This window comes from Arthrospira sp. PCC 9901 (genome assembly GCF_059013425.1).
In genome coordinates, this window is sequence record NZ_CP102296.1 from 3,304,246 (window position 1) to 3,328,010 (window position 23,765).

Genomic DNA, 23,765 nt, shown 5'->3' on the forward strand with positions numbered 1-23,765 from the left:
AACTGTGATAGTCTTCATCCAACAGTTAGAACAGCAGAAAAAGCAGAGGTAAGTGTCATGACCCAGGCCACCCATAACCACACCACCACCCCCACCGCCGGAGCTACTTTTGATAAACTCAAATGTAAAGAGTGCGGCGCGGAATATGCTCTGGAAGCCAAGCACGTTTGCGAGGTGTGTTTTGGTCCCCTGGAAGTTCACTATAACTATGACAACCTTCGCCAACTGGTAACTCGCGAAACTATTGAAGCTGGCCCAAATTCGATCTGGCGTTATCGTCACTTTTTACCGGTAGCTACAGATAATGTTATTGATGTGGGAACTGGGATGACTCCGTTGGTGAAGTCAGAACGGTTAGCCCGCCGCCTTGGTCTAAAAAATCTTTATATTAAAAATGATGCTGTTAATATGCCTACCCTTAGCTTTAAGGATAGGGTGGTATCTGTGGCTCTCAGCCGCGCTAGAGAGTTAGGTTTTTCGACGGTTTCCTGTGCGAGTACGGGAAATTTAGCGAATTCTACGGCAGCGATCGCAGCTAAAGCGGGATTAGATTGTTGTGTATTTATTCCCTCCGATTTAGAAGCTGGGAAGGTGTTAGGAACATTAATTTATAATCCGATTCTGATGGCAGTTAGGGGCAATTATGACCAAGTTAATCGCCTCTGTTCAGAAGTAGCTAATACCTACGGTTGGGGTTTTGTTAATATCAACCTGCGCCCCTATTATTCGGAAGGTTCTAAAACTCTGGGTTTTGAAGTAGCAGAGCAGTTAGGTTGGCGACTGCCAGATCATGTAGTAGCGCCGATCGCTTCTGGTTCGTTATATACCAAGATTCATAAAGGTTTCCAAGAGTTTGTTAAGGTGGGTTTAGTGGAAGATAAACCCGTGCGTTTTAGTGGCGCACAAGCGGAAGGTTGCTCTCCTGTAGCCCATGCTTTCAAGGAAAATCGCGACTTTATTACGCCAGTTAAACCTAATACGATCGCTAAATCTATCGCTATTGGTAATCCGGCTGATGGTGTGTATGCAGTAGAATTAGCCAAAAAGTCTGGCGGTAGTGTGGAGTCAGTTAATGATGCTGAAATTATCGAGGGTATCAAATTACTGGCGGAAACTGAAGGTATCTTTACAGAGACGGCTGGCGGAACTACGATTGCGGTGTTGAAAAAACTGGTGGAAGCGGGTAAAATTGACCCCGATGAAACTACTGTTGTTTACATTACTGGAAATGGCTTAAAAACTCAGGAGGCGGTTCACGGCTACATTGGCGAACCTCTGACCATTGACCCGAAACTAGATAGCTTTGAAGTGGCGATCGAACGCGCACGGACTCTCGATCGCTTAGAATGGCAACAGGTTTTGGTTTAAGATTAGCCAAAATCGGGTAAGATGTCAGCACCCCCGGCTGAAGCACAGGGGCTTCGTGCCCCCCTTTCAGGTAGCTGACCAGCCTAAGCCTTAACTGGCTACGTTCAGAGCAAGAGTTAAAGTTCCTACCCTGGAATGCGTGCTAGTTCCAGGCCCTAGAACCGAATCGTTAAACATCTCTAAGGGGTTAAGGACGTGCGATTTGGATAGTACCGACTCTGAACATTGGCGAAGCAAACATTACCCCGCAAGGGAGTCGGAGCCAACCATAGCTCCATGGAGGGGCAACCATACCCCTCCACCCCGCAAGGGGGTGCTGGCGGCTAAAGCCGCTTGAGTCGGTTTTCCTCTCCGCGATAAATCACGGAGCTTCCAACTCTCCCAGGAGTTTTACGTGAAATCTTGGGGGAAGGTGCAAGCCTTCTCCTTTTGACGGCAATTTTCTATCCAATTAATCAACAATGGCTGTTAAAGTTTTAATTCCCACTCCCCTGCAAAAGTTCACTAACAACCAAGCTACCCTTGAGTGCGAGGGGACGAACATTATGGAACTAATTGATTCCCTGGAAGCTAGTTGTCCGGGTATCAAGAAAAGTCTCTGTGATGATGAAGGAAAACCGAGGCGCTTTTTGAATTTCTACGTCAACAGTGAGGATATTCGCTTCTTAGATGGTACGAATACCGCCTTAGCTGATGGTGATGAAGTGAGTATTGTTCCGGCTGTGGCTGGAGGCTAGAGAGAGGACTGAGAAACCAGGTTTCTGATACTTTGACCGGGTGTAACGGGTTCCGTGACTCCTTTTCGGATAGGAACCCGGTTACCCGGAAAGTCTAGGATATTAAGTCATTTTCTCAGAGCATTAGCGATCGCTCCTTCTAATTCGCTTTGGGAGAGGCTAGTCACAAAAAAGACTTCCTGAACGGTTTTTCCCGCCCTAGCCAAGACCTTAAAGCCGCCGCGAATAGGAACAGATACTCTTAACTTCATGTGCGGACAATGAGCCTTAGCCCTAGTAATTACTCCCGGGGTAATCGTGTGAATTCCCTGATACTTGGTTAATCTATCTAAGACAGGGATCAAGCCCTGAAGGTGGGTAGAGTGATTCCAAACCAAGCGCCCCGAGTTTTTATTATTCATGATTTTTGTGAAAACGCTACTACATCATTCTAAAAAAAAGTAGGGACAATTCACGAATTATCCCTACATATATTATCGATGCAATAACAATAGGCTTAAAAACCTACGCCTAGCAATTAGTCAGCGGCTTGGGGGAGCAGTTCCCGTTTTTCGCCTTGTAAGACTTGAACTTGACCGTCCTCATTGACATCAACGATCGCCGTATCGCCTTCTTTGACGCGACCAGAGAGGATTTCCTCGGCGAGGCTATCTTCCAGCAAACGCATAATGGCGCGACGCAGGGGACGCGCACCGTAGCTGGGATTATAACCTTCTTCTACCAGTCTTTCTTTAAAGCGATCGGTAACTTCCAGGCGAATGCCTTTTTCAGTGAGGCGACCGAACACCTCGTTAAGCATAATTACCGCAATTTCCTTGACCTCATCTTTATTGAGTTGACGGAAGACGATAATTTCATCAAGACGGTTAAGGAACTCAGGACGGAAGTATTGTTTAAGTTCTTCATTAACCAGGTTGCGGATGCGGTTATATTGAGCATCAGCTTGATTTTCTTCAAACTCGAACCCAAGACCGCCGCCACCTTTTTCGATCACCTTAGAGCCAATGTTGCTCGTCATGATGATCAGGGTGTTTTTAAAGTCTACGGTGCGACCTTTAGCATCGGTCAAGCGCCCATCTTCCAAAATCTGCAATAACATATTGAAGACATCGGGGTGAGCTTTTTCGATTTCGTCGAACAGCACCACGGTATAAGGACGACGGCGCACGGCTTCGGTGAGTTGTCCACCTTCGTTGTAACCCACATAGCCGGGAGGGGAACCGATGAGTTTAGAAACGGTGTGCCGCTCCATAAATTCCGACATATCCAGGCGGATCATAGCTTCTTCTGAGCCGAAGAAGTAGGCGGCGAGGGATTTAGTCAACTCGGTTTTACCTACGCCTGTGGGTCCAGAGAAGATGAAACTAGCGATGGGTCGGTTGGGGTTCTTGAGTCCGACACGCGCACGACGGATGGCGCGAGAAACGGCTTTGACAGCTTCTTCCTGACCGATAAGACGCTGGTGGAGGGTGTCTTCCATGTGCAGGAGTTTCTCGGACTCGGACTCGGTGAGTTTGTTAACGGGAATCCCGGTCCAACTGGCCACGATTTGGGCGATATCCTCTTCTGTTACCATGGGGGAATCATCGTCGTCGGTGCGAGTTTCGGATTTTTTGTTTTGAGCGATCGCCCGAATTTGGGATTTAATTTCCATTTCGCGATCGCGCAATTCTCCGGCTCGGTCAAAGTCTTGGGAGCGCACCGCGTCGTCTTTTTCCTTGAGGACTTGTCGCAATTCCTTGTCGAGTTCCTTAGCGGCTGGGGGAAGTTGGGAGTTAATCAGGCGCACCCGCGATCCGGCTTCATCAATCAAATCGATCGCCTTATCGGGGAGATAGCGATCGCTAATATAGCGATCGGACAATTTCGCTGCTGCTTCGAGAGCCTCATCGATAATTTTAAGTTTGTGGTGCTGCTCATAGCGTTCCCGCAGTCCATAGAGAATCTCAATGGTTTCCGGTACCGAAGGCTCACCGACCATCACGGGTTGGAACCGACGTTCTAGGGCCGCATCCCGTTCAATATGCTTGCGGTACTCATCGAGGGTAGTAGCACCGATACACTGCAACTCACCCCGCGCCAAAGCTGGCTTGAGGATATTAGCCGCATCGATAGCTCCTTCCGCAGCACCTGCACCAATGAGGGTGTGAACCTCATCAATTACCAGGATGACATTACCGCAAGAGCGGATTTCATCCATAATCTTTTTGAGTCGTTCCTCAAACTCACCCCGATACTTAGTACCCGCCACCAATAGACCGATATCGAGGGTAACAACTCGTTTATCTTCCAGAATGTCGGGAATATCATTTTGAGCAATGCGCTGGGCGAGACCTTCGGCGATCGCTGTTTTACCGACACCCGGTTCTCCAATTAGGACCGGATTATTTTTGGTACGCCGACCCAAAATCTGGATCACCCGCTCAATTTCCTTTTGTCGTCCCACTACCGGGTCAAGTTTGCCCTCAGCGGCCATTTGGGTCAAATTAGAGCCAAACTCATCGAGGGTTGGGGTCTTAGTGCGACCGCTACTTCCCCCGGCGGTGACTTCCGCCGTTTCACCCAACATCCTAATTACCTGGGTGCGAACCTTCGACAGGTCAACGCCCAAATTTTCCAGGACGCGAGCGGCTACTCCTTCTCCTTCTCGGATCAGACCCAGAAGCAAATGTTCTGTGCCGATATAATTATGCCCGAGTTGACGAGCCTCTTCCAAGGAAAGTTCTAAAACCCTCTTGGCGCGCGGAGTGAACGGAATTTCAACGGCTACAAACCCGGAGCCACGGCCGATGATTTTTTCGACCTCGATCCGAGCATCTTTGAGGTTGACCCCCATCGATTTCAGGACTTTGGCTGCTACGCCAGTCCCTTCGCCAATCAGACCCAGGAGGATCTGTTCTGTTCCTACGAAGTTATGTCCCAGGCGGCGTGCTTCCTCCTGGGCTAACATGATCACCTTAATGGCTTTTTCTGTGAAGCGTTCAAACATGGCTAATTTTTATCACCTGCTGCTGGCTCGTATGCTAATTTTAGCGTGATATTTTCAATGATCGGGTAAAACTATGCCGAAAGTTGCTCAACAAGTTTTACTTATGGGATTGACTCATTTTTAATTGTATCTACGGGATGAGGTATTTAGGTTGGCGATCGGCTCGTCTTTGGCCATTGAGCAACCCCCAATGACTACGGGATCTGCCGAATAGGGACAAAGTACCCGAAATGGAATCAGTGATTCTGTATCGTGGTTGTCTGTCTCTGACCCGGATTTTAGCACAATCTCAAATAAGACTTGGCAGACCAGAAAGCCAAAGTATTAGGGCATCTTCTCCGGTGTCGGCATAGTATTTTTTGCGCCTTCCGGCAATTTGGAAGCCGAATTTTTGATATAGAGATAGGGCGATATGATTGGAAGGCTTAACTTCTAGGGTAGCGTGGGATAATCCTCGCTGTTGGGCGAGTTGCAGTAAAGCCCGCAGTAAATCGGCCCCTAGACCTAAGCCGCGATAATCGGGATGAATGGCTAGTAAAGTGATATGGGCTTCGTCTACAATAGCCCAGAGACAACCGATGCCTATGACTGGTAGGGGTGGCGTTTGGGCGACTTGTACGGAAATTGGCTGTAAACCTGATAAGGGTTGTCCCTGGGTTGGGTGTGTCCAGATGACCAGATCGCTATTGGGGCTATCTAATTCCCGTTGATATCCCGATTCATTCCATAGTCCACCTAAGCAAAGGCGATCGAGTTCTACTACTGCGGGTAATAAGTCGGGGGTGAGAAGTTGTAGTTGTAGGATGGTCACAGAGGCTGGGCTGAAAGCTAATAGATAGATTAAGATTAACCATGGTGACAGAAATTTGGTACGATCGCAGATACACGCGCCGATAAAAAAACTAACTATTGATACTAAAACTGTGGAAAATTCAGGACTTCAGTACCTACTCAACTCGGAAGAAAGCACAACCGAGCGATCGCCTAACCAACAACTGTTACCCCTCACCGCTAAGGTCAACCACCAAGACCACCTAGAAATTGGGGGTTGTGATGTCGCGGAAATGGTCAGTCAGTTTGGTTCCCCTCTATATATATTAGATGAAGTGACCCTGCGTACTGCTTGCCGTCAATACCGGGAGGCTTGGGCGAAATACTATCCGGGAGAATCGCTGATTCTCTATGCTTCTAAGGCATGGAATTGTTTAGCGATTTGTGCAATAGTTGCCTCGGAAGGTTTGGGAACTGATGTGGTTTCTGGTGGGGAACTATACACCGCGAAAACGGCGGGGGTGAGTCCCGATAAGATTTACCTACATGGTAATAATAAATCGCGATCGGAACTGGAGTTAGCCATTAGCACTGGCTGTACTGTAGTGGCTGACAACTGGCTAGACCTGACCAACCTGGTGGAATTGGCAGATGAAATGTCTGTACAATCCCCCGTGCGGGTGATGATCAGATTTACCCCAGGAATCGAGTGTCACACCCATGAGTATATTCGCACCGGACATCTTGATAGTAAATTCGGATTTGATCCTAATCAACTCGATGAGGTGTTTAAATTTGTCAGCAGTAACCCATCTCTATGCTGCGAGGGAATTCACGCTCATATTGGCTCTCAGATTTTTGAACTGCAACCCCATCAAGACTTAGCTGGGGTGCTAATGGATGCGGTCACTAAAGGCAGTCAGTATGGTTTAAATATTACCGAAGTTAATGTGGGGGGAGGTCTAGGGATTCGGTATACAGAAGATGATGACCCCCCCAGTATTGAAAGTTGGGTAAGTGCGATCGCCTCATCGGTCGTCGCCGCCTGTGAACAGCGCCAAATCCCTTTACCTAAGCTGTTGTGTGAACCAGGGCGATCGATTATTGGTCCGGCTGCGATCACTGCTTACACGATTGGTTCTCGCAAAGAGATTCCAGATCTGCGGACTTATATAGCCGTTGATGGGGGAATGTCAGATAATCCCCGTCCGATTACTTATCAATCTGTGTATAGAGTGGTAATTGCTAATCGGATGTCCGCACCATTAACCGAAACCATAACAGTAGCTGGCAAACATTGTGAATCTGGGGACATCCTCATTCAACAAGCCCATCTCCCCGGAGATTGTCAAACTGGTGATATCTTGGTGGTAATGGCAACAGGAGCCTACAATTATAGTATGGCTTCTAACTATAATCGTCTGCCTCGTCCGGCCGCGGTTCTGGTGAATGATTCCCTAAGTTCGATAATTATTCAACGGGAGACCTATTCGGATCTGATTCGTCAGGATCGTTTACCCGAAAGGCTTGGCGATCGCCCTTGATGCCTTAATTTAAGTAACTAACGCGGGGTTAGACATCGCCCCGCATCATGCCTCTCCCCATTTAAGGATGAGGAATCGAGTCCCCAGCAATATAGATAATTAATTCATTATCGATAAGTTGGGAGTTCCGGAAGATGTCAATAGTTTTAACCTCATATCGCGTTCAATGAGTTCGGGTCAAAGTCAAGACCCTGCCTGGCTTGAGTCCTGGTTGGTTAACAGCATCGATATTGGACTGGTTTTTGCCGTCGCCTATATCGTCCTTGTGATTATTGGAGAGCGTCGAACCTTGTGGATGGTTCGAGGTTTCATTGTGTTAATGCTGGCAACGGCGATCAGTAATTGGGCTAATCTGAGACTGCTTTATATTGCCCTAAATAGTTTGGTAACTGGTTCCGCAGTGGCTATGGCTGTGATTTTGCAGTCAGAGTTTAGACAATTTCTGGAAAAATTAGGGCGAGGGGAGGTGCTGCAACTGTTTGCTGCCAGCCGAAAAGGTATCCCTGAACCCGATGGAGTCATTGATCAAATTGTCGAGGCGGTCAAAGAACTTTCTCAAAACCGTACTGGGGCTTTGATTATAATTGAAATAGGCAGTCCCATTGATGAGCGTGATTTTTCCGTTCCGGGTGTGCGTTTAAATGCCGAAGTTTCCAGGGAACTGCTACAGACGATTTTTCAGCCTAAAACTCTACTCCATGATAGTGCGGTGCTGATTAGAGCCTCTAGGGTGGCTGCTGCCGGGGTGATTTTGCCCCTGTCTGAAAGGATAGCCTCGCGACAGTTGGGAACCCGCCATCGAGCAGCTATGGGCATTACAGAAAAGGTTGCTAAGTGTGTATGTATTGTGGTTTCTGAAGAAACCGGGTCAATTTCTCTGGCTGATAAAGGTGTACTGAATCGACCCCTAACCAGTAGTAAACTCAAGGAGTTATTAGAAGCTCGGTCTTTTGTGGCGGGGGATGATAGAACTAAGCCTCCTATTTCCATAGATACCCTTAAACGGCGGATAGGACTAAAGAGGTTGTCATTCATTTCCCGGGTGTTCCGTTTTCGTTCGTCAGCTTCTCGGGAGAAAAAATGAGTCGAAAGCCAAGGGTTATACATGAGTTACCTGCTGACCTTGACCGAAATCGCCTCCCAAACCATGTCGCGGTGATCATGGATGGTAATGGTCGCTGGGCGAAACGTCGGGGACTACCACGCACTATGGGACATCGGCGAGGGATTGATGCTCTCAAGAATTTACTCCGTTACTGTCGGGATTGGGGAATTAATGCTTTAACGGTTTATGCCTTTTCCACGGAAAATTGGGGGCGACCCCTAGAAGAAGTAGATTTTTTGATGGCTTTGTTTGAGCGGGTTCTCATGCGGGAACTTGAGGAGATGATGGAGGAGGAGGTTAGGATTAGGTTTGCGGGGAATTTACAGGGGCTTCCTGGTTCTCTGAGAGAGTGCATTGAGAAGTCAATGGAGACTACCCGCAATAATGAGGGGATTTTGTTTACTGTGGCTACTAATTACGGGGGACGGGAGGAGATTGTTAGGGCTTGTCAGGCGATCGCCAATCAGGTTAAACAGGGTACTCTCGAACCGGAAGCCATTGATGGGGCTTTATTTGAAAAGTATTTGTATACAGCCGGAACTTCTGACCCGGATTTATTGATTCGTACCAGTGGGGAATTACGGATTAGTAATTTTTTGCTGTGGCAAATCGCTTATGCTGAGATTTATGTGACTGAAACTCTCTGGCCGGATTTTAACAGCCATGAGTTTCACCTGGCCCTGTGTTCTTATCAGCAGCGAGAGCGTCGATTTGGTAAGGTGGGTACTCGTGAATAAGTTAGGGACCGGAAAAAACCGCTTGTTCGATATCTTGACGACTCAGGGAGTATTTAAAAGACCGTTGAATGTCTTGGCCGTCTGTACCTGCGCCAATGTAACGGACTGTTATTTGGTCAATATCTAACCATAGCTCGGCTTTCCAGGTGGGCTTTTCTACTTGCCAAGAATGGAGTTCCTGGGAGTCCTGTTCCCCACCAAGGGAACGTAACCAGTCTTCGATTTCTGGTAGGGGATGATTATATAGGGGGGTATTGGGACTGGGTAAGGTCATAATTGATTGCTGTTGAAAATTTTTCTCGCTTAAAGGGTTATATCTGAACGAAACATGGCGATCGCTATTGCTAATCCTAAACAGCTTATCAAACTGACTGCCATCATTAACAGAGCAAATAGTTCTCCGGGAGATAAAGGCCGATTTTCGGCGGCGATCGCTTCCGTCGCGCTGGAATGCCTCGATTTTGATGGTCTCGAATGGTGCCGATAATTAATCTCAGTGGGGGGAGTGATCACCCGGGTTGTACTAATAGTTTGATCATAGATTTGACGGCGATCGGGATTACTCAGAATGCTATACGCCTCATTCAACTCTTGGAATTTAGCCTTAGCACAATCTTCTGATAAATCTGTTGTATCTGGATGATAACGTTTACTCAGCTCTCGGTAAGCCCGCCGAATTTCCATGGACGATGCCGAGGGATGCAAGCCCAACAGCGTATAATAGGTGGGTTTGATACTGCCCGGCCATGGTTTGGGGCGGCTGCGATGATATCTCTGTGATCTGGCTTGTTTATTAGTCACGGCTATACCTCATATCATATCTTCCCTAGGGCGCAGTGGTCGCACGTTGTTCCGCTATACGCTGATTATTGGCATACTGACCAACCCTCTCTTGAGCAGCCTGATAGTTTTCGCTGTCCTGTGGAACCTGGCTCATGAGTTCACTGGCTTTTTGCCACTCACTGGCTACCGCATTCCATTCAGCTTGAGATTGGGCGGTCTGGGCTAGGGTCGCCGCATTCATTGCCGCATTAATGCCGTCACGCCAAGGGTCCGTCGGGACCGTGGGGGGGGCGGCGGGTTCTGCCGTTTGGGGAGTTTCTGCGTCCGTGGGTTCTGCCGTTTGGGGAGTTTCTGCGTCCGTGGGTTCGGCGGGCTCGGCGGTGTCGGGTTCGGGCTCGGCGGGTTCGGTGGTGATTTCTGAACTACCACCAGGGAGGAAAGGTAGAGGGAAGATACCAGCAAAATGCAATCCAGCTAAAGCAGCGATCGCCACCAATAATATGATCGGAATCAGTAACAGGACTTTATTGCTTTTCGGCTGAGAAGGTTGTACTTCTTGGGTTTTGTCCTCATCATCATCATCAGGATCATCATCTTCTTCTGGAATGTAGCCACCCTGGTCATCATCATCAATATCTTGGTCATCGTAGTCGGGGTCAATGTCATCATCATCGACAACATAATCATCAATATGATCATCCTGATCGAGGAGGGTATCTTGTTCGCTGAAATCGTCCTCAATATCAACCACATCTGGGGGAATCATATCATCTTCCGGGTCGATCGCCTTCGGTGGTGGCTCCTTCAAAACGATCTCTTGTTCCCAAGCGGGATCATCCCCCAATTGTCGTCCATAGATTTTCACAGTATAGATAGAGGGGACATCTAACTTAGTCATCCCATTGCGAACAAATGTCACCAATGATTGTTTATTGTTAGGAACCGCATCCCCTTCCAGCATGATGTGTAGGGAGTTATCTTCCCGACAGACATCGGCATTAATGTTTTTAGCTTTTAGGGAATTGTTAATCACATTGGCAATCGCCTGGGGATCGCCCTGCTTGGCTAGTTCCACTTGGCTTTGGTTTGGCATGGCTAACCCTCACGAGAACCTTGGGGAATTTTCAGTGATACCTCGGACGTGACACAGATCAGAAACGGGGGAGCCAGGCTCCAGGGCTTTTAAGCTGCCCTTACACCCGATATTACAGGGGCGTAAAGATACCAGACCCAGACTGAAACGGCGAACTGTGCCACTCAAATGATAATCTATCATACATCAGCGGTGAAATAAGCGACAAAGTTCGATGATCTGTGTTTGTAGTGTTGACTGTTCATCTGCGCCACGTTTAAGGCTAATTTCTAATTCCAGCAGTTTGGGTAAGGTTTGTTGAAGTTGCTGTAACGAAAGGGGCTGCACTTCTTTTTTCAGAAAGTATATCCGCTTGGGGTTCCCCACTTCCGCGAGGCGGGCGATTTCTTTATCATCTCTGGTTCCGGTTTCGATCATCAATTTGACCCATAGCCAGGTGCGGAATTGTCCTACTAGGGTAGCTAGGATTTTGAGGGCGGGTTCGTTGTGGGCGATTAAATCGGCAACTAACCCTAGGGCTTGGCTAGTTTTGCCTTCTCTAATGGCGATCGCCAGTTTTAGACTATTCTGGGTATTGCTGTGAATTAGGGGAGTAATAGTTTTGATGTCTAGGGAACCGTCTGTCGTCTCAGCATATAGTTTAAGTTTTTCCATTTCGCCATAAAGTTGGCGGGTATCATTTCCCACCGCTTCGGCTACAAAAGCCACTGATTCTGCTTTGAGTTTAACCCCCAGTTGTTGGGCTACTTCTCGGACTCGCTGTTCCAATTGGTCAGTTTTCCAGGGGGGTATTGCCGAAAATTCCTGAACTTTGGCATATTTTTGTAGGAGTTTCGTGGATTTGAGGCGGCCATCAGGTTTATTGGGACTGCTAAATAATAGGGTGGTGGTTTCGGGAATAGCCGGTAAGGTTCGCTCTAACTCCTGTAGAATTTCTGGAGAACAATGCTGAGTCAGGGGTGTGTTAACTAGCCATACTAAACGATGTCCCAACCCGAATGGTGGAGTCATAGCTTGATTTAGTCCAGAAATGACTGAATCTGGTGTATCGGGCAGAATTTTGTCAAAATTGAAACTAGACCAATTGGGATCAACGACAGATTCCCGCAAGGTGTCCACTGCTTTGCTCAGGGAGAAGTCGTCGTCCCCCCAGTACAGGTAAATTGGCATAACAAATTGTCTTTGAATAACGAGGAAAACAGACTTGGACGATAACTATCAAACCTATGTCAATCGGGTCGCCAGGATGACTTTAGGGCCGGCTTACCTATCACAACTGGAACATATCCAGGAATCCCCTAAATTTACCCTTGATGCTCAAGGTCAGAGGAAGCCGGTTCCTTTTCCTGGTTACAGTGTGATTACGCCTCCGGCTGGGGAAGATGTTGATAATGCCGATTTTTATCAAAATTTGACCGATTGTCAACAGCAACTGGCACGAATTTTAGACCCTGATTTTTTTGTGAAGATTCCCCCAGATAGCCTCCATTTTACTTTGGCTGATTTGATTTGGGATGATTTATATCGAGATGCTTCTCAGCAAATACCCGATTTTGAAAGTAAAGTTCAAGAGGCGATCGCCGAATCTTTTACCATTTTTGAATCTCAGAAAATCTCCAAGCCTTTTCAATGGCAGGTTTTGGGTTTGATGGTGATGACTAGGGCGATCGTTGTTTGTTTGGTTCCTAGGGATGAGGAGGCTTATAATTTGTTGATTCAATTCCGAAGGTCTATTTATCAGAATCGTAGCTTAATGGCTTTGGGAATTGAGCAGCAATATCACTTGGTGGCTCATGTTACTTTGGGATATTTTGGCTCTATCCCTAATGATTTAGACCGAGAAACTTTGAGTCAAAAAATTTTTGAGTTAAACCATCAATGGCTCGACAATCCCCAAGAAATATTGATAAAAAAAGCCGATTTTCGGAAGTTTGAAGACATGATGGCTTATCACCGAGAACCTCACTCGGCCGAGGTTTGTATTTTAATTTATTTGGTGCGTCAGATGCAGTTTTTTGATGCTCTAAATTTAGAGTTAATTTTGCTGCTGGCGCACTGAAAACATCCCATCATAATTGACGGCAATAATATCAGCACATTATTTAAGGCAGTGAAAATCGGCTAATTATTGACGATAAACAGTTGATAATTGATAAATTCTGAATATTTACAGTTTACATAAAGTAGATAATTGACGATACATATTATTGGCATTAGTTCAGATGGATTGGCGGGAGTTTCGGACTCTGTGCGCCGGGTAGTTCAACGGGGTAATCTGTTAGTGGGTAACTCTCGAAATTTGGGTTATTTAAGCAGCTATGAGACTATTCCGAAATTGCTGTTAACCGATATGGTCGAAACACTGTCCGAACTGAAACAATGGCTAACCAATTGGGAGAGGAATTATCAGACTAACCCGGAGGTGATATTTTTAGTATCTGGCGATCCGTTATTTTTTGATGTGGGGGGATTATTAGCCGCTCACTTTCCAGCAGATCAGTTAATTTTTTATCCCCATATTAGTCCAATTCAGTTAGCTTTTAACCGTCTGCAAATTCCTTGGGAAGATGCGAGAATCATTAGGGTTGATAGTCGGTCAATGGATAGCTTAACTCAGGCTTTAAAAGAGGGGGTTAAAAAGATAGGGATTTTCACAAGTGTAGATTATCCCCCTCAAGCGATCGCTCAATTAATCTTATCCCTAGAGTTACCGAAAGTTTATCAATTCTGGGTTGCCGAAAATTTGGGGGGCGAAAATGAACGAGTACAACCCTACCCTCTCGACCGGATAAATAACTATCATTTTTCACCCTTAAACCTGGTGATATTATTACAAGATTTACCAGAGGTTATAGATGAAGTTGATTTAGCAAATATCCCCAGTTTAGGAATACCAGATAACCTATTTTTTGGTAATAGCCATGAAACCGAATTAATCACGCCACGGGAACTGCGTATCTTAGCATTAGGGGAACTAGGGTTACAGCCAAATCAAGTAGTTTGGGATATGCAAGCCAGTCCGGGTTGTCTCTCAGTAGAAATAGCGAGATTATTTCCCCAGTCCACCATTTACGCCATCGAAAAAACGGCATCGGGAACCTGTTTAATTGAACAGAATTGCCGCAGATTTCAGATAAACAATGTGATATCAATTAATGGGGAATTTCCCGCTATATTACATCATTTGAGAACGCCCGATCGCATTTTTATGGGCATTCCCGACAACAATTTACCGGAAATTTTAGGAATCTGTAGCATTCGACTTTCTCCGGGAGGTAGGATAGTAGTAGTTTTGAGAACTTTAGAACATATCAATTTAGCATTACAGTGGGTTAAAGACAAAATTACCAGGGAAAAACACTGGAATTATCATCTGTTACAAGTACAGCTTTCCCGTTCATTTTCTCTGGGGAGTTTAACCAGATTTGTTTCTGTAAATCCTGTGACCATTTTAACCATTTATAATCACAGCTTATTTAGTTAAACTCGACCAATTCAGCTTAGACAAATCATCGAAGTTTAGCCCCATGATTAACAAACTGCCCAAAATTTGTTATAGTTAATTAATACTGTTCACAAGTCAGCCATGTTAAATTTACCAGTTGACCAAATTTTTAATGTCGCCAACATATTTGTACTGCCTTTTTGGGGTCTAATGGTGTTTGTTCCCAATTGGGGAGTTACCAGAAAAGTGATGGAATCATATATTCCCTTTATCCTGTTGGCGTTAACATATATGTATCTGTTTGCGGGTAGCATAAACCCCGAAAGTGCGGCGGCTTTATCCAACCCCAAATTAGCAGATATCGCTAAGTTTTTCGGAGATGAAACGATCGCAGCCGCCGGGTGGGTTCACTTTTTAATCTTAGATCTGTTTGTGGGACGTTGGATATATTGGGAAGGACAAAAAACCGGAGTTTGGACAATTCATTCTCTGATTTTATGTTTATTTGCGGGTCCAATGGGTTTACTTTCCCACATTATTACTGCTGCTGTAACTCGCCAATTTTTCGCGGGTGGCGGGTCAGAAACTACCACCGATCCATCTGTGAGTTAATCAGAAGTTGGGGTAATTTTCAGTTATTACTCAGTTAAGTTTCAGGCTACCTTCAGATTAATGAGTTTATCATATTCTGGAGGTAGCAAATTGATGTAATTTAATTAGGGGAAAAATTATGGCTGTGGATTATGATATTATCGTCATTGGTGGGGGTTCCGGGGGTTTGGTTGTGGCTAGTGCTGCCGCACAATTAAAGGCTAAGGTCGCCCTAGTGGAACGCGATCGCTTAGGGGGTGATTGTCTCTGGTTTGGTTGTGTTCCTAGCAAGTCTTTGATTCATGCTTCTCGCCGGGCTTATCAAGTCAAAAATGCCGCTAAATTTGGCATACATACAACCTCGCCAACCATTAATTTTGCGGAAGCGATCGCTCATGTTCAACAAGTAATTAAAAATATAGAACCCCATGACTCCCCACAACGTTTTCAAGGATTAGGGGTTGAGGTAATTTTTGGGGATGGTCAATTTATTGATGCCAAAACTTTTGCAGTCAATGGGAAAAAATTAACAGCTAGGGCGTTTGTTATTGCTACCGGTTCCCGTGCGGCTATTCCCAATATACCAGGTTTAACAGAGGCTGGTTTTCTCACTAATGAACAGGTATTTTCCTTGGAAACATGCCCGAAATCTCTGGCTATCATTGGGGCGGGTCCTATTGGTTGTGAGTTAGGACAGGCTTTTTCTCGGTTGGGTTCGGAGGTGACAATTATTTCCAGTCGCGATCATATTTTACCGAAAGAAGAACCGGAAGCGGCTAGGGTAGTTGAACAGCAATTTCAGGCGGAAGGAATCCGCATTTTGCCGAAATCACGGGCGGAAACTGTGGAAATTGCACAGGGTAAAAAACTGATTAAAGCGGGGAATCATACGGTTATTGTTGATGAAATTTTGGTGGCTTCAGGGCGATCGCCTAATGTGGAATCCCTCAATTTAGAGGCGGCGGGAGTAGCCGTAGAACCTGGGGGAATTAAGGTCAATGAAAAGCTACAAACTACCAATTCCCGAATTTATGCCTGTGGGGATGTAATTGGGGGTTATCAGTTTACCCATGTGGCGGGTTATGAAGCGGTTGTGGTGTTGACTAATGCCCTATTTTTCCCAGTAAGTAAGGTAAATTATCGGGTAATTCCTTGGGCGACATTTACTGACCCAGAATTGGCGCGGGTGGGGTTGACAGAAGCACAGGCGAAGGCTGCTTATGGGGATGATGTTTATATTCTTAAACAACAGTTTTCTGATGTAGATCGCGCCCAAGCTGAGGGAGAAACGGCGGGTTTTGGGAAAATTATTGTGCGCGGAAATGGGGAGATTCTTGGGGCTCATCTTGTCGGACCAGTGGCGGGGGAATTAATCCATGAGGTAGTTTTGGCAATGGCTAATAATTTGAAGGTTTCGGCGTTAACAGGTATTCACGTTTACCCGACTCTTTCGGAGGTAAATAGCAAGGCTGCTTTATTGTTGAAAAAGCGGAAATTTGCTGAAAGTAAATGGCAGCAAAGTTTATTAAACAGGTTTTTTAACTGGCGGCGATCGCTACATTAACAGACATTCTCTGGGATTTCTGGCAGATATTAGGATACTAACAGTTTCAGATTGGGAATGAGAATAGCCAGCAGAAAAATGGCTAACTGCATGGTGACAATACTGGGACCGGAGGGCAAATTTAATAAGGCTGATAATATCATACCTAAAACCGCACTAAATCCACCTAAAGCCGATGATACGATAATGTAACTGATAAAATTGCGGGTTAGTAACCTAGCCGCACAGGCGGGAATTACCACAAAAGCACTAATTAGCAATACACCGATCGCCTTTATGGATATTCCCACCAGTAGGGATAATAAGACTATAAAGACAGTGCGATGGGGTGTAATAGCCACGCCGCGCGCAATGGCTAAAGGTTCATTTAAGGTTAGTAACATCTGCGATCGCAAAGTGAGGGTAATAAACGCAATGCAGATTAATAGTAACAAACCAGACAAGATTAAATCCGATTCGCGAATCCCCAAAATATCGCCAAATAAAATATTATTAATTCCCCCTCGGTAATCGTCTCTAAAACTCAGGATAATAATACCAATAGCCAGAGATGAAGAGTAAATTATATTTAATAAAGCATCAGTCCAGAGTTGGGTACGTTCCATAAAATAGGTAACACCGAGGGCAAACAATACGGCAAAAGGTAAAATCACCCAAGACGGATCAAGCCTTAATAACAGGCTAATACTAATGCCTAATAATGCCGAATGTCCGAGGGCATCACTAAAAAAAGAAAGCTGTCTTAAAATAGTGAAACTGCCTAACATTCCCCCCATCAACCCAGTGAGAATGCCACCCATGAGGGCTCGCTGCATAAAAGGCAGTTGAAAAAGTTCAATCATTCGCATTAATTCGGCGTTAATATTCAAGGGTTAATCTCCTGATAATTGGATCAGATTTCCATGTTAACGGGCAATAATTAACCCGTGATTTGATTGTTTATATGATGATTATTGGTATGGATTAATCGTAATTGAGAACCATAAGCGATCGATATATTTTCGGGAGAAAGGATAGTTTCCGGGGTTCCTTCTGACAAGACAATGCGATTTAAACACAGTACGCGATCGCAGTGTTTTTTCACCTGATCTAGGTCGTGGGAAATCTGCAAAATTGCCCAACCTTCTTCTTTTTTGAGTTGATATAATAATTGATAAAAATCCCACTCTCCCTGAACATCTAAACCAGCCAAAGCCTCATCAAGTATCAATAAGCGGCGGGGACGCACCACACAATAAGCTAATAAAACTCGCTTCATTTCACCACCGGAAAGACCACCAATCAAGTGATGGCGTAGGTTCCAAGCATCCACCTTAATTAAGGCTTGTCTAATAGCCTGATAACGGCTTCTGGAACCCACCCAAGGCAGTTGTAAACCTAATTTATCCCATCCCAAACCGACTAATTCCTGAACGGTAATAGGAAGGCGGCGATCGAACATAAAATTTTGAGGTAAATAGGCAATTTCCTGGCGGACATAATTAGGCAAAGATCCTGAGCGACTCAAAGGCTGTCCTAGGATAAATACATCACCATTTTGGCGGGGGAAAATACCTAAAATAGATTGAATTAATGTACTTTTACCAGCCCCATTAGGTCCAATAATTGCCATATTGGTTCCTTCTTCTAAGCTAAAAGAAACCTGATCAACAGCCAAATAGGTATCATGATAAACAGTTAGTCTATCTACCATTAACACGGGATTTTTCAATGTTAATCTCCTTTAAGTTGGCACAATTTAAGGATGAATTGCCGGGGTAAATATCCCGGCAATCTCGGAGGGTTTAACCTAGAAGCGTAAGCCGACAGGTTGAGGGATAACCGCCACAGATTTAGGGGTTGATAAAGGTAGCCATGACTGTGTTTGTCCGCCGCCAAAAGCCTCTAATAAATTTTGAACATTTTCCCGCATTACACGCAGGTAATATTCAGGCTCAAGGGATTCTTGGTTTCCGGTTCCCATAGGGTTAAACACGCCGACACCAATTCCCATATCTTGGGCGATCGTAGAAAACATATCCTGATCTGCTTGGGGTTCCGTGAGAATAGTTTTGAGTCCAGATTCGGAAACTGTATTCATAACTCTTTGCACATCTTGGGGGGATGGATTTTGTTCGGGGATACCCACAAAAGATTCAGATCTGAGGTTGTACCTTTCGGCAAAGTAGGGGGCAAAATCATGGAAGACTACAAAACTTTGTCCGGAAAAAGGTGCTAGTTTTTGGGCAATCTCAGCATCAAGTTCTTGCAGTTTTTCGATAAATGCGCCTGCATTAGCTGTGTATTTTTCTGCCCCTTCTGGGTCAGCGGCTATTAACCCATCTCGAATATTTTCGACTTGCTGAATTGCGCGTTTAGGATCTAGCCAAATATGGGGGTTAAATTCTCCATGATGGTGATGATCATGTCCGTGACCGTGATCATGTCCGTGACCGTGATCATGTCCGTGACCGTGATCATGATCTTCATTAGCAAGGGTAGGGATGCCTTGACTAGAGTCAATAATTACTAGGTTATCATTGCGGGCATTCTCAATCAAACTATCTAGGAAAGACTCCATTTCCAAGCCGTTTTTCACCAAGACATCAGCGTTGACGATCGCCTGTATATCTCCTGGTCTAGCCTGAAAATCATGGGGTCCCACATTGGTCGGCATTAGTTGCACTACTGTGGCGCGATCGCCTACCACAGCCCTGGTAAACTGTGTCATGGGTATGAATGTGGTCACCACCCGCAACTGTGCTTCTGTGGCTACAGTTGTAGCTTGAGTCTCTGGTGTTTCTGTCTCGCCAGTGGTATCTGTCGGACCACAACCTCCTAAACCTAGGGCGACTGTTGAAGCCACCAATACTGTTAAACGTCCGAATAATCGAGATCTGGAAATCATCAAAACCTCCTGCTAACTGGTGATCATGCTTTTCACTCCACGGGAATAATCGCTTCTGATATGGGTGAGTTGGCTGCCCTGGGTGAGAATGATTATCATTGTAGACAATTTTAGCACCAAGTGACGGCGACAAGACTTGAAAAATGATTAAAAATCTCAGGCTGGGGTCTGGGGGACGATTAAGCTGCGGTAGATCAACAGAAATAATTAATTTGGTGTGGAATGCTATATAATGTGTAAACTGTGGTATAATGCCATAAGAAGTTTAACCGAAAACTTGGGGCTATAATTATGGCTGCTGCCATCACTTTTGCACTGGGAAATTTAGCTGATCATGCCGTTTATGTGGGGTTTATGGGGAAAGATGCCATAGACATCTATACCTTTAATCATCCGGTGAAGGGACGGTTAAATTGTTCTGTGGAGGGCTTTAGTGCTGGGGTGGAATTGCGACTAAAAACGGCTAGGGGTCGCCTGGTAAGTCGCCAATTGGTGCAGCCTAATGAAGGGTCGGCGATCGCCTTTAATTTACCGGCTGGTGTTTATGTGCTAGAAATAGCGGCAGCCGATGGAAATACTACCTATCAATTAACTCTACAACAGGAACGCGACCTGGCAGCGACGGAAACAATTATTATTAACCCTTCAAGGCGGCGACCCGGCGATAGACCGCTAAAACCAAGTCGCCAATCCCCCAAAACGGCTATTTTGGCGAGTTTAGGGATGAGGATAAAAGGGAGAATTTGGCAGTTATTCAATGCCCAAAATATGACCAACTTGGGGAATTTTAGAAGATGTATATTTAGGAGCGATCGCTTATTCGCCTTAGCCAGAGGTCATCCCAATTTACCTATCAAGTGTCGGGAATATATACCGACTGGTTAAATCCCCGGAATGTTCACTGCTAAGACTTGATAAAGATTCGTGAAAACTGACCAGGTTAATCCCACAGCGATCGCTCCTTTTGTGAGATGTGCTTTAGGGTGTATAAATAGGGAATATCCCCATGTGCATTTCTATGGTTTATCAGAGGAAACGGATTTAGTTCCTCATCGTCAACTCAACCCAGCCTTTTATGGTTGTTTGGACTGGCATTCTGCAGTTCATAATCATTGGCTGTTGGTGCGGGTGATGCGTTGTTTTCCGGGAGTGGAATTTAGCGAAGAAGCCAGGGAAAAAGTCAGCGACAACTTGACCCCAAAAGCGATCGCTCAAGAAGCGGACTATCTGAAAGATAGACCAGAGTTTGAGTGTCCCTATGGTTTGGCGTGGTTATTACAATTAACCGCCGAATTGCGAGGATGGAATGATAGCCAGGGAAAACAGTGGGGGGAAATACTGCAACCCTTAGAAGAAGTAGCAGTTAATAACCTGCGACAATGGCTGTTAGATTTAGCCTTTCCTAACCGCAGTGGGACCCATATTCAAACCGCCTTTGCTATGGGTTTAATTTGGGATTGGTCTAAAACTACCGATAATCAGGATCTGGCTGGTTTACTGAAAGAACGAGCTAAGATGTTTTATCATGGCGATCGCAACTATCCCTTACACATTGAACCTCTCGGCTGTGATTTCCTGTCTCCGACCCTAGCGGAAGCCGATTTAATGAGGCGTTTTTTAGATGCTGAAAACTTCGCCAATTGGCTGGGGGAATTTCTCCCAAACATCCCAGAAACCCCGGAAATAGACTGGTTATCTCCAGTAATTCCCAGCAACCCCACCGACTATCAACAATCCCATTTTGATGGTCTCAACCTAAGTCGCGCTTGGATGTTAGAGGGAATTATCGCGGGACTTCCCCCCGATGATCGACGCATTAACAGTTTACAAGCCGTGGCGGCGGTACATCGTCGAGTAGGGTTAAAACCGGTTTCTCTGTGTGATTACGCCGGAAGTCATTGGTTGGGGAGTTTTGCGGTTTATTTATTAACCCAAAGGGGGTTAAGATAAATTTAGGCTGTGGGGGGGTTGTCGCTATTGCGAATAACCTGGGCGGCGAGGTAAATTTTTGACCATTCACTGTATATCCGGGAAACTTTGGTTTTGAGGGTTTTGGCGATCGCATCAATAGAATTATTAGCTTTGAGGAGATCAATAAGCCGACGTTGAGTAGGGGTCAAATCCTGATAAAACTTTTCCCACTGAGAGGGAGTCAGACCGAGGCGATGGTTAGCCAGGGAAATTCCCAGCCAGTCCATAACCAATTCTGGGGCGATTTTGACAGCAAAGTTGCGGATCGCATGATAACCGACCTTTTCCCGCATTCGATATACCTGTTTGATGGGTAGCTGCAACTTTTCGGCGATCGCCTCTTGAGTGTAGCCCCGCAGGTATAATTCTAGCCATTGAGCGGCGATCGGATCGACATTTTCCCGGAGATAGGTTTGAAACTCTTTTTGGATGAATACCCGCTGGGCTTTTTGTTCCTCCAAATACTGAGACTCCTGATATTGAGCGATCGCCGAATCATCCAATAGGCTGATCGGTTCATCGTGATCTCCCAACACAATTTCCTCAGAGACTTGTTTAACCCACTCTCCTGTCGGAACCTGAGTCAGTCCCCCCCGGTGAGACCGATAAAGATAGTTAACAAACCGATAAACCAGTAGGGGTTGATTGCGAATGGGACGCAGACAATATTCCTCAACTGTGGTCAATAACAAACTATTACGCAGTCGCGGATCGTCTGTACATTCAGCGATCCACTGAATTTGCTGTTTAAGATAGCGATCGCGATCCAACATATTTTGGATGATCTCTTGTAGGACATCCACCACCTGACGTTGGCGATCGCGACTGGTAGCGACCCAAGTTTGAATTTTCTGACGCAGGATCACCAAACCCCCCAAACGTTGCATCAAATTCCGATAGGCTTGATCTGAGGAAACCCCCCAATAACGTTCTTTCAGAATCCGATAACGAAAATTTAACCCAGCTTCCAAGGCAGGACGGCGATCGGGTTCTAAACTATCCCAGCGATCGGGATTTTCTCCCAACAGCCAAACCACGACACTAGACCAAGTATCAGGACTAGCTTGAGGATAATCATTCTGTAAGCGGGAAAGCCAATGCTTTTCCAAAGTTTGACAGTATCTCAACAACTTTCACCAAAGCCAACCAAATACCTATGCTACCATTGACAGATAATTAATACCATCAGATTCTAGTTTGTGTTTATTCATCTAATAGGATATTAGCCGTGAATCTAGCTACTGCAAAAAGTCTGTTCAAAGAAACCATCGCCGAATGGCAAAAAGACAAAGTTCCCATTCTCGCCGCCGCCTTAGCCTATTATATGGTATTTTCCCTGGCACCTTTGTTAATGATTGTCATTGCTGTAGCTGGTTTAATTGTCGGGGAAGCCGTAGCCCAAAAAGAAGTTATTGACCAACTAGAAACTTTGATGGGTGAACAAGGAGCCTCAGTTATTGCTAATGCTATCCAATCTCAATTTCAGCCTAGTTCTAGCATAATCACCACCATCATTGGTGTAGTGACTCTCCTATTTGCGGCTACCACAATATTTGCTCAATTAAAAGAATCCCTCAATATAATTTGGCACGTTGAAGTTAGACCTGGGCAAGGAATATGGGAATTTATCCGCAGCCGAATTCTAGCGATTGTCATGGTTTTAATTGTCGGGTTATTGCTGCTAATTTCCCTGGGGATTAGCTCATTTTTGGCGGGTATGAGTGATTGGTTAGATGAGGTTATATCAATCCCCAGATTCTTGCGATCGCTCATGGATAACGGCGTTTCTTTTATTTTAATTACCATGTTATTTGGTCAAATTTATCGGATTTTACCAGATGTAAAAATTGCCTGGTCAGACGTAGCCGTTGGTTCAGGTATTACCGCTATTTTATTTATTATCGGTCGCACCTTGATTAGTTTCTATTTAGGACGCGCTACTATTGCTTCCGCTTACGGTGCCGCCAGTTCCTTCGTCGTCCTTCTGCTGTGGATCTTCTATTCCTGTCAAATCTTTCTATTAGGGGCAGAACTCACTAAAATATGGTCAAGGCGATATGGTTCCCAAATTCGCCCTAGTTCTAAAGCCGTTAGCCGTTATCATTAACAAATTACTGTCCCTAGCAGTCCCCGAAAACCACAAAACCGCGTTTTCCCCTCTCCCCAGCATTCTCCCAGAG

22 protein-coding genes and 2 pseudogenes are annotated in these 23,765 nt (G+C 45.5%); 12 read left to right on the forward strand and 12 right to left on the reverse strand.

The features are described 5' to 3' along the window. Positions 1-57 precede the first annotated feature (57 nt). Positions 58-1,368, forward strand: coding sequence for a threonine synthase (thrC, locus tag NLZ44_RS14360; RefSeq protein ID WP_006618431.1), 1,311 nt, complete (start codon positions 58-60; stop codon positions 1,366-1,368). A 240-nt stretch (positions 1,369-1,608) separates the two neighbouring features. Here thrC and NLZ44_RS14365 read toward each other — a convergent pair. After that, positions 1,609-1,808 (reverse strand): annotated as a pseudogene (locus NLZ44_RS14365) (hypothetical protein). Between the two features lie 21 nt (positions 1,809-1,829). Here NLZ44_RS14365 and NLZ44_RS14370 point away from each other — a divergent pair. Continuing rightward, positions 1,830-2,105, forward strand: a complete 276-nt coding sequence (locus NLZ44_RS14370) for a MoaD/ThiS family protein (RefSeq protein ID WP_006618430.1) — start codon at positions 1,830-1,832, stop codon at positions 2,103-2,105. Positions 2,106-2,212: 107 nt separating this feature from the next. Here the strand turns inward: NLZ44_RS14370 and NLZ44_RS14375 are convergent, their stop codons facing one another. The 3 genes from NLZ44_RS14375 to rimI form a co-directional block, all read right to left on the reverse strand. Next, the gene (locus tag NLZ44_RS14375; protein ID WP_006618429.1) at positions 2,213-2,506 is read right to left on the reverse strand and encodes a DUF2103 domain-containing protein; all 294 of its coding nucleotides are present in this window, start codon (positions 2,504-2,506) and stop codon (positions 2,213-2,215) included. A 116-nt stretch (positions 2,507-2,622) separates the two neighbouring features. Next, positions 2,623-5,094, reverse strand: a complete 2,472-nt coding sequence (locus NLZ44_RS14380) for an ATP-dependent Clp protease ATP-binding subunit (RefSeq protein ID WP_493750214.1) — start codon at positions 5,092-5,094, stop codon at positions 2,623-2,625. 289 nt (positions 5,095-5,383) lie between these two features. Further along, complete coding sequence (rimI, locus tag NLZ44_RS14385; protein ID WP_493750215.1) at positions 5,384-5,905, reverse strand: ribosomal protein S18-alanine N-acetyltransferase; 522 nt, start codon at positions 5,903-5,905, stop codon at positions 5,384-5,386. 112 nt (positions 5,906-6,017) lie between these two features. On the opposite strand from rimI, the gene lysA reads away from it, so the two are divergent. The 3 genes from lysA (at position 6,018) to uppS (ending at position 9,251) form a co-directional block, all read left to right on the forward strand. Continuing rightward, positions 6,018-7,409: a diaminopimelate decarboxylase gene (gene lysA / locus NLZ44_RS14390; RefSeq protein ID WP_006620696.1), complete on the forward strand. Its 1,392-nt coding sequence runs from the start codon at positions 6,018-6,020 to the stop codon at positions 7,407-7,409. A gap of 166 nt (positions 7,410-7,575) precedes the next feature. Then, positions 7,576-8,493 carry a diadenylate cyclase CdaA gene (gene cdaA, locus NLZ44_RS14395; RefSeq protein WP_493750216.1) on the forward strand — a complete coding sequence of 306 codons (918 nt, stop codon included), beginning with the start codon at positions 7,576-7,578 and terminating at the stop codon, positions 8,491-8,493. Next, positions 8,490-9,251 (forward strand): undecaprenyl pyrophosphate synthase, encoded by a 762-nt coding sequence (gene uppS / locus NLZ44_RS14400; RefSeq protein ID WP_493750217.1) that lies wholly within the window; start codon positions 8,490-8,492, stop codon positions 9,249-9,251. The genes cdaA and uppS overlap by 4 nt, the downstream gene beginning before the upstream one ends. Position 9,252: 1 nt before the next feature. Here the strand turns inward: uppS and NLZ44_RS14405 are convergent, their stop codons facing one another. From NLZ44_RS14405 to holA, 4 genes are all read right to left on the reverse strand, one after another. Then, positions 9,253-9,525 (reverse strand): DUF3143 domain-containing protein, encoded by a 273-nt coding sequence (locus NLZ44_RS14405; RefSeq protein WP_006670136.1) that lies wholly within the window; start codon positions 9,523-9,525, stop codon positions 9,253-9,255. Positions 9,526-9,554: 29 nt separating this feature from the next. Then, positions 9,555-10,052, reverse strand: coding sequence for a J domain-containing protein (locus NLZ44_RS14410; RefSeq protein WP_199456216.1), 498 nt, complete (start codon positions 10,050-10,052; stop codon positions 9,555-9,557). A 25-nt stretch (positions 10,053-10,077) separates the two neighbouring features. After that, positions 10,078-11,127: a hypothetical protein gene (locus tag NLZ44_RS14415; RefSeq protein ID WP_493750218.1), complete on the reverse strand. Its 1,050-nt coding sequence runs from the start codon at positions 11,125-11,127 to the stop codon at positions 10,078-10,080. 186 nt (positions 11,128-11,313) lie between these two features. After that, positions 11,314-12,297 carry a DNA polymerase III subunit delta gene (gene holA / locus NLZ44_RS14420; protein WP_493750219.1) on the reverse strand — a complete coding sequence of 328 codons (984 nt, stop codon included), beginning with the start codon at positions 12,295-12,297 and terminating at the stop codon, positions 11,314-11,316. 34 nt (positions 12,298-12,331) lie between these two features. On the opposite strand from holA, the pseudogene NLZ44_RS14425 reads away from it, so the two are divergent. From NLZ44_RS14425 to NLZ44_RS14440, 4 genes and pseudogenes are all read left to right on the forward strand, one after another. Continuing rightward, positions 12,332-13,115: pseudogene (locus NLZ44_RS14425) on the forward strand (DUF1868 domain-containing protein). 203 nt (positions 13,116-13,318) lie between these two features. After that, on the forward strand, positions 13,319-14,611 hold the full coding sequence (gene cbiE / locus NLZ44_RS14430; RefSeq protein ID WP_493750220.1) for a precorrin-6y C5,15-methyltransferase (decarboxylating) subunit CbiE: 1,293 nt from the start codon (positions 13,319-13,321) through the stop codon (positions 14,609-14,611). A gap of 102 nt (positions 14,612-14,713) precedes the next feature. Further along, positions 14,714-15,184 (forward strand): ABA4-like family protein, encoded by a 471-nt coding sequence (locus NLZ44_RS14435; RefSeq protein ID WP_111890810.1) that lies wholly within the window; start codon positions 14,714-14,716, stop codon positions 15,182-15,184. Between the two features lie 118 nt (positions 15,185-15,302). Next, complete coding sequence (locus NLZ44_RS14440; protein WP_493750221.1) at positions 15,303-16,727, forward strand: dihydrolipoyl dehydrogenase family protein; 1,425 nt, start codon at positions 15,303-15,305, stop codon at positions 16,725-16,727. A gap of 29 nt (positions 16,728-16,756) precedes the next feature. On the opposite strand, the gene NLZ44_RS14445 is transcribed toward NLZ44_RS14440, so the two are convergent. The 3 genes from NLZ44_RS14445 to NLZ44_RS14455 all read right to left on the reverse strand — a co-directional run bounded on the left by NLZ44_RS14445 (position 16,757) and on the right by NLZ44_RS14455 (position 19,614). Beyond that, positions 16,757-17,596 carry a metal ABC transporter permease gene (locus tag NLZ44_RS14445; RefSeq protein WP_111890808.1) on the reverse strand — a complete coding sequence of 280 codons (840 nt, stop codon included), beginning with the start codon at positions 17,594-17,596 and terminating at the stop codon, positions 16,757-16,759. Positions 17,597-17,646: 50 nt separating this feature from the next. Continuing rightward, on the reverse strand, positions 17,647-18,420 hold the full coding sequence (locus NLZ44_RS14450) for a metal ABC transporter ATP-binding protein (protein ID WP_493753001.1): 774 nt from the start codon (positions 18,418-18,420) through the stop codon (positions 17,647-17,649). A 96-nt stretch (positions 18,421-18,516) separates the two neighbouring features. Beyond that, positions 18,517-19,614: a metal ABC transporter solute-binding protein, Zn/Mn family gene (locus NLZ44_RS14455; protein ID WP_493750222.1), complete on the reverse strand. Its 1,098-nt coding sequence runs from the start codon at positions 19,612-19,614 to the stop codon at positions 18,517-18,519. A 291-nt stretch (positions 19,615-19,905) separates the two neighbouring features. Here NLZ44_RS14455 and NLZ44_RS14460 point away from each other — a divergent pair, with 291 nt between their 5' ends. Both NLZ44_RS14460 and NLZ44_RS14465 read left to right on the forward strand, forming a co-directional pair. Further along, positions 19,906-20,499, forward strand: a complete 594-nt coding sequence (locus tag NLZ44_RS14460) for a T9SS type A sorting domain-containing protein (protein WP_493750223.1) — start codon at positions 19,906-19,908, stop codon at positions 20,497-20,499. A gap of 39 nt (positions 20,500-20,538) precedes the next feature. Then, positions 20,539-21,564, forward strand: a complete 1,026-nt coding sequence (locus NLZ44_RS14465; RefSeq protein WP_493750224.1) for a DUF2891 domain-containing protein — start codon at positions 20,539-20,541, stop codon at positions 21,562-21,564. 2 nt (positions 21,565-21,566) lie between these two features. On the opposite strand, the gene NLZ44_RS14470 is transcribed toward NLZ44_RS14465, so the two are convergent. Beyond that, positions 21,567-22,715, reverse strand: a complete 1,149-nt coding sequence (locus tag NLZ44_RS14470) for a HetZ-related protein 2 (protein ID WP_006620678.1) — start codon at positions 22,713-22,715, stop codon at positions 21,567-21,569. Between the two features lie 98 nt (positions 22,716-22,813). Here NLZ44_RS14470 and NLZ44_RS14475 point away from each other — a divergent pair, with 98 nt between their 5' ends. After that, the gene (locus tag NLZ44_RS14475) at positions 22,814-23,692 is read left to right on the forward strand and encodes a YihY/virulence factor BrkB family protein (protein ID WP_493750225.1); all 879 of its coding nucleotides are present in this window, start codon (positions 22,814-22,816) and stop codon (positions 23,690-23,692) included. Positions 23,693-23,765 lie beyond the last annotated feature (73 nt).